This window comes from Deltaproteobacteria bacterium, assembly GCA_026388545.1.
Classification (GTDB): domain Bacteria; phylum Desulfobacterota; class Syntrophia; order Syntrophales; family UBA2185; genus JAPLJS01.
The window spans coordinates 1-6,837 of record JAPLJS010000045.1 but is presented as its reverse complement, the minus strand read 5'-3'; the positions used below and the strand labels follow the sequence as shown (position 1 = coordinate 6,837).

Sequence of the window (6,837 nt, the reverse complement as noted above, 5' to 3'; positions counted from 1 at the left end):
ATTGAAAAATTCAATGGCGGCCAGCTTGACGGAAACACAATTGTCGTCAGTGAGGCCAGACCGAAAAAGGATAGCGATAGAGGACGAGCAAGACCACACCAGTCCAACTCCGGCGGTGGATTCAGAGGTGGACGTAGTGGTGGTGGCGGAGGCGGAGGCGGTCGGAGATATTAAGACCGATCTTTACTTTACACTATTACTTAAATCATCAGCATGTATCGAAATCTCGTCCACTTGGTGTGCAGGCTCGACAACTTTTTACGTTTCATAGGGTACATAAAATCAAAGCAACTCCCGAATCTTTTACACTGAAAGATGTAAAAGAGACTATCGGTCTCATTCCTCTTAAAGACCTTGTAAAAAACCCACTCAATTTTTAACTTTTTTCAAAGTCATCAATACCTGACTTTATAAAAAATCAGTCTTTTGTGATCTCCGTCACAGTATTTTGCTTTGTTCTGAAGTAGATTAACACCAAAAGGCGCTTTCAAAAATTTTGAATGCGTTTATTTAACAAAGGAGGACCGTACAATGGAAACAATAGTATCAACACAATTATCGATACCACTTTCTCAAATACTTACTCTTCTATCCCTGACAACGCTCGCATTAGTTTTCGGTTACCCACGACTGGCTTTGATTCTCAATTATTGCTTTCTCATTCGTTGGGCTTACATCTCGAACATGATACTCTTCACGGAAAAAGGCGTGTTAAAGATCGATAGCATTACATTTCCCTATATTGGGTTTGGTTTTGCAATTCTCCTGCTTGCTACGATGGGTCTTGTCTACAGTCGGGAATGAAAACCGCTTGTTTCTGTAGATTGATCTCTGTTCCCGATATGGATTATACAATCTATAAAAATACGCTCAGCGGCATATACCACTTACGTGTGGTTTCGCCGCCTTGACATATAAAATCATTTCCACTATACTGGCCCATAATAAGCGATTCTCTATCAACTTCCCGCCCAATAATACTATGACACTATTACCGAATCCATTCTGCAGGATTTTATCCTGCACCCTGATCATGGGACTTCTTCTCTCGTGTACCTCCAGGGAAGCCGACCTTCGTCAGAAATACCGGGAGAGTCCTGTTATTGCCATACAGTACTGGGGTGAGAAGTGGAAAACGCATCCCTTATGGCAGAGAATCGCCCCCGCTCCGGCAGAACTCGTTGAACGCATCTGCATCGAAAATGAACTGTCTGGTTTTTCAGAAAGACCCGTAGATGCCCATCCGCCACCGGAATTTTTTGAAGCATTGAAGATTATTGCCTCCCGGTTACCCGGACCGGTGAAACGGCTGGCCGAAGAGAGGGTGATCGGGATATTCACTGTGAATGACCTCGGCAGCTCCGGATATACCGAAGCTGTCAGGGACGAACACGGAAAGGAAACGTATGCGATTATCGTCCTCGACAAAGGTGTTCTCTTAAAAAGAAAGGCAAATGAGTGGGGCACATGGAAAGAAAGCAGTGTTTTTAAGCCGCAAGCCTATGAGAATATTGTGCTTCGAGTGAAAATTGAAACGGAAGGAAACGATTCTGTTGTAAATGCCATCCGTTTTGTTCTCCTGCACGAACTCGGTCATGCACTGGGAATGGCTTCCCGTGTTCATCCTCCATGGGATGACTCAAAACCTGCTTCCCCCGTAAAACTGCCGTTTCCGAAGCTATCGTGGAAAATGAACAAAGACGGGAAAATCGTAAGTTTATTTGACGATACATTTCGCGAGCGGGGATCAATCCGATATTATTCGTTTGAAAAGGCGCCTCTTTCCAATAACCAGATTTTGAGCACCTACAAAAACCTTAAGAACCATTCCAGTTTCCCCTCCTTGCAGGCATCAGCGAGTCAGTGGGAAGACTTTGCCGAGAGCTTTGCCACGTACTTTCACGTAGTGCTGGAAAAACGGCCCTGGCAGGTGATGATCGAAGCAAGCGGTCAGTCTCCGGTAATCATTGATTCATGCTGGAACGAAAGCCGTTGCGCCGAGAAGAAACTATTTATGAAAAAATGGTTTGCTGATCCATAATCCCCTCCCGCAAAGAGAGGGGAAGTATTTTAAAAATATGCTCCCGGTCAAATATCCAGCGGATACTTCCGGCAAAGTGATTTCACTTCTGCGGCTATACCATCCAGCTCCGTAATATTCTTGATGTTTTCCTCAAATTCAGCGGGTTTCAGTTCGCAGGCAGGTGTAACGAGTTTAATCACACGGTCAACCCACTCCGCAATCTGATCCATTTCCGGTTCCTTCATACCGCGGGTCGTGATGGTTGGTGTACCCATACGTAATCCTGATGGATTCATTGGCGATCCCGTCTCATTCGGAACAGAATTACGATTCATGATGATACCTGCCCGGTCCAGGGCTTTAGCAGGATTACGGCCTGAAAGATTTTTGCTTCTCATATCAATCAATACGAGGTGTTTATCAGTTCCACCGGAAACGACGTCATAGCCTTTTTCCATGAACCTCTGGGCCAATCTCTGCGCATTTTTCACTACCTGAAAGGCGTATTCCTTAAATGCCGGGGTACATGCCTCTTTAAAACAAACTGCAAGAGCAGCGATTGTGTGCTCGAAAGGGCCACCCTGCAATCCCGGGAAAACGCCAAAATCAATTTTATCCGCCAGATCGCCTCTGCATAAAATAACCGCTCCACGCGGTCCACGGATGGTCTTATGCGTGGTAAAAGTTACAACATCCGCCTTTCCTACCGGCGATTTATTAGCACCGGCTGCAATGAGGCCGGCCTCATGGGCGATATCGGCAAGATAATAAGCGCCTACTTCTTTCGCGATAGAATGAAGGGCATTATAATCAATCTCGCGCGGGTATGCCGTACCCCCTGAAATAATTATTTTCGGACGATATTCTTTCGCAATTGCCATAAGCTTTTTATAGTCAAAGAGTCTTGTATCAGGCTCTACTTTGTACTGTACCACTTTAAATATTTTCGAAACAATGCTGATCTTTCTCTTCCCTCCTAAATAAATCGATTGCTCAACCTGTCCTCCTAATCCCTGTTCATCCTGCTCGGGAAATGACCAGCCGTGCGATAAGTGTCCGCCATCCGGCAGATACATGCTCAGAATAGTGTCGCCCGGCTCCAGAAGAGCATTATAAACGGCCAGATTAGAATTAGCTCCTGCAAGTGGCTGCACATTCACATGCCAATCATCCGGAAGAGAAAATGCCTGCCGTGCTCTCTTCTGGCAAAGTTCCTCAAGACTATCTGCGAACTGATTTCCCTCATAATATCTTTTACGGGGATATCCCTCAGCATATTTATGTACAAAGACTGACGCCAAAGCCTCCCGCACTGCCGGAGAAGAAAAGTTTTCGGAAGGGATCATCGACAGTTTGTATTGTTGTTTTTGCTCCTCCTGTTTGACCAGTTCATAAACTTCGGGATCTTGTTTCTGCAAATGTGGAAAATCCATGAATATTTCCTCCTGTATTGTTAACAAATACGCGGCCATTCTACATTATCCTTTCAGTTATCACAAGACGTTTTAGAAAGATTTGATGCTCACGTACGATACGCTGATTTTTAATAGCTGTTCTCTGCCATTATATGGTAATAAAGCCGCGAAATCCCCCTAACCCCTAATAAAGGGGGGAAAGAAAATAGGGTACTCTTAATGGAAAAAGTAAACACAAAAACCGGCGCCGTCAGCCATAGATTGGCCATGGTGGTACTCACAAGTATGGTTTTTTCCGGTGCACTCCTTCTTTTCGGGATGGAGCCGCTCGTCGGCCGACTGCTGACTCCTTTTTTTGGCGGTGCAGCCCATGTCTGGCTTACCTGCCTTATGTTCTATCAGGCAATGCTTTTGATCGGGTACTTATACGCCCATCTCTTCGCAAAAAAAATGGGAGGGTGGCATCTACTCCTTCTCGCCCTTCCCCTGATCAATTTGCCGTTGAATATCCATGCTGAACCCAGTCCTCACGCACCACTCCTTAATGTTCTCACCATTTTGCTTCTGAATGTGGCGCTGCCTTTTATTGTCCTTTCAACAACGGCGGTTGTCGCCCAGCTGTGGCTCTATCGATCTTCGGCCGGACAGGACTACGAGCCGTACCCGCTCTACGCGGCATCAAATGCAGGTTCTCTTATCGCTTTGCTGGGGTATACATTCTTAGCTGAACCTCTTGTGGGATTAAGAATACAGAGCCTTGCATGGATGGGAACGTATATTGTTTACGCGATTCTCGTTGTGGCGGCCTGGTTCCAATTTCGCCCGTTTAAAGGCCCGAAAACACAAACTCCAAAAAGCAGAAAAGGAATCGAGCAGGATACCGTCACACCTTTGACGTATGTAAAGTGGCTCCTGTTAAGCAGTCTCCCTTCTGCTTTCCTCCTGGCCGTCACCAATTTCATCGCACTGGAAGTAGGGTCATTCCCACTGACCTGGGTCGCTCCTCTTGCACTTTATTTAGGCAGCTTTATCGTAACCTTCCGCAGCAGCGGCGGCGTCCCCAGGTATTTGAAAATCCTGTGGCCTGAAATCCTGCTTATAACATTCATACTCTATCTGTGGGGACCTTCACACTGGCTCGCCATCATCGGGCATCTATCTGTTTTCTTTATGATCTGTCTCGTTGCCCACGGCACCCTCTACGAACGCCGCCCGCCCGCAGGCCTTCTCACGAATTTCTATCTGACCATGGCACTGGGGGGGTGGATAGGCGGCGCGGTCATCAGTCTTATGGCCCCTTTTCTATTTAGAGGACTGTTCGAATATCCCATTTTGTTAGTCATCTTCGGCGTTTCATTCTGGTGGTGCTGCGACAGGTCATTTATACTCTATCGGACCGGCACCTCGCATCTGGCCGCCGGCAGCCGTATTCTTATCATCGTTATTATGCTTACACTCATCGGAATGGAGAGTTGGGCATCATGGAAAGAACCGATAAAATTTCGCCATCGTAACTTTTACGGAACCTACCGCATTAAAGACGAACCACCGGCAGAAGGATTACCCGGCGGGATGAGAAAGCTTCTTCACGGCAGGACTCTCCATGGAGCCCAGTTGCTGGACCCGGACATGCGGCAGACACCTATTGCCTATTTCTACCCGGGTGGGGGAATCGCTGAGGTCTATGAAACAACGCCCGCGCCGCGGAGAATCGGCGTCCTTGGACTCGGTTCGGGCGCCGTCGCGACCTATGCAAAACCGGATGACCATATTACCTATTATGAAATAGACCCTGACAATGAAAAAATCGCACGCCAATGGTTTACGTATCTTGATGATTGTAAGGGGAAAATCCGTGTTGTCGTCGGTGATGGTCGCCTCTCAATGCAAAAGGTGGAGAACGATAAGACGGACTACGATATCATCCACATGGATGCCTTTACCGGCGATGGTATACCGGCCCACTTACTGACACGCGAAGCAATGGAGATATACCTCAGTCGGCTGGCGGAAAATGGGGTGATCCTGTTTCACGTCTCCAACCGCTACTATGAGTTACGGCCGGTGATCAAATCCACATCTGCCGGGCTGAACCTGTATGGCGCCATAAATGTACCGGCGACAAGCGATAAACTGAAATATTACCAGAATGCCGCCTGGTGTGTCGCTCTCGCAAGGAACCCTGCACGTCTCCAACCACTTATAAACCGCGGCTGGATCAGACTTGGCAAGGATGACGGTTTGAACGGCTCTGCACCCTGGACCGACGATTACATCAATATTCTGGCCCCCCTGCTGGAAAATCTCAGGTATCACTGGGCTAAATATGATATGTTCAAGGGCAACCTGAATCCATTGTGATATTTTTTCAAGAAGATATATAAACAGGAAAAGGAAGTGCAACGATGTTACAGGATACCGACAAAGTAAAAGAAATAATTAAGAGTTTTTCAATATTAAAGTGTGAATCCATTGAATTGGATAAACGATTACAGCAAATAAAGGAGAGACTTCACAAGATAGAAATCGAAATGTCGGAAATGAGAAATTATTTATACCGAGGCAGATCAGAGGATTTTATTCAGGATGTTTCCGTTATAGTAGATGATATGATAAACAAAGATGAAACAAGTGGATATAAAGAAGCACTTAATGACCTCAAAGAGATTCTTGAATTGTGGCTTAGAGATTACGGTCATTACACAAGATTTGGTACTAACGATCTCACCGCTTCAAAGAAAAAGGACTAAGGTAAATACAACAATAACGATTCAAGATAATAAGGACGCATGGATAAACAATGTAGTCCCTCCTCCCTGGTCCCGGCCTGATGGGTTTTTCAGGAGTCAGAAGAAGAATGAGTATGTAATTTGTAGTAATTATTCAATTGACACACAAGAATGTTCTTCGCATACTCCCACCGTGAAAAAACAATGCCTTATCAATATTTTTAAAGAAGAAGTACAGAATCGAGTGACGATTGCGGGTGCGGTGGAAATTGGACGTCTTCCAAGGGTTGTTTCGGTAACCATGCAGGTTCCATTGAATTGGTTGAAAAAACTAAAATTAGCAGAATTAGTTAAGAAACATTACGCTATGTAATAAAATACGATAGGTGGAATCGTTCGTTTTGAATATGATACAGTACGAGCCGTCCCATCACAACTTGGGACGGCTTGCTTATTGTAACCCGTAATCATTAGATCAGTTCTTTTTAATAATTATTTCATATAATCACATGATTTCCTGTTGACAAAATAATTAGTTCGTCCTGAAAAATGCAGGCTGAAACCCGCGTAAACATTGATACTGCTCTTTGAAAACTGAAGAAAGTTGTAGGATTTGGTTGTTTTTATCTGTGATTTATGCTATAAGCTACTGATATGAAAGTACAAATAC

5 protein-coding genes are annotated in these 6,837 nt (G+C 45.3%); 4 read left to right on the top strand and 1 reads right to left on the bottom strand.

Annotation, left to right across the window (positions count from 1 at the left end; genetic code table 11):
- The first annotated feature begins 531 nt into the window (after positions 1-531).
- Together NTW12_04860 and NTW12_04855 are read left to right on the top strand one after the other, a co-directional pair.
- Positions 532-804, top strand: coding sequence for a hypothetical protein (locus NTW12_04860; GenBank protein ID MCX5845676.1), 273 nt, complete (start codon positions 532-534; stop codon positions 802-804).
- Between the two features lie 103 nt (positions 805-907).
- On the top strand, positions 908-2,041 hold the full coding sequence (locus tag NTW12_04855) for a hypothetical protein (protein MCX5845675.1): 1,134 nt from the start codon (positions 908-910) through the stop codon (positions 2,039-2,041).
- A gap of 47 nt (positions 2,042-2,088) precedes the next feature.
- Here NTW12_04855 and NTW12_04850 read toward each other — a convergent pair whose 3' ends face one another.
- The gene (locus tag NTW12_04850) at positions 2,089-3,456 is read right to left on the bottom strand and encodes a serine hydroxymethyltransferase (protein ID MCX5845674.1); all 1,368 of its coding nucleotides are present in this window, start codon (positions 3,454-3,456) and stop codon (positions 2,089-2,091) included.
- 201 nt (positions 3,457-3,657) lie between these two features.
- Here NTW12_04850 and NTW12_04845 point away from each other — a divergent pair, with 201 nt between their 5' ends.
- The gene (locus NTW12_04845) at positions 3,658-5,799 is read left to right on the top strand and encodes a fused MFS/spermidine synthase (protein MCX5845673.1); all 2,142 of its coding nucleotides are present in this window, start codon (positions 3,658-3,660) and stop codon (positions 5,797-5,799) included.
- Between the two features lie 44 nt (positions 5,800-5,843).
- Positions 5,844-6,188, top strand: a complete 345-nt coding sequence (locus NTW12_04840; GenBank protein ID MCX5845672.1) for a hypothetical protein — start codon at positions 5,844-5,846, stop codon at positions 6,186-6,188.
- Positions 6,189-6,837 lie beyond the last annotated feature (649 nt).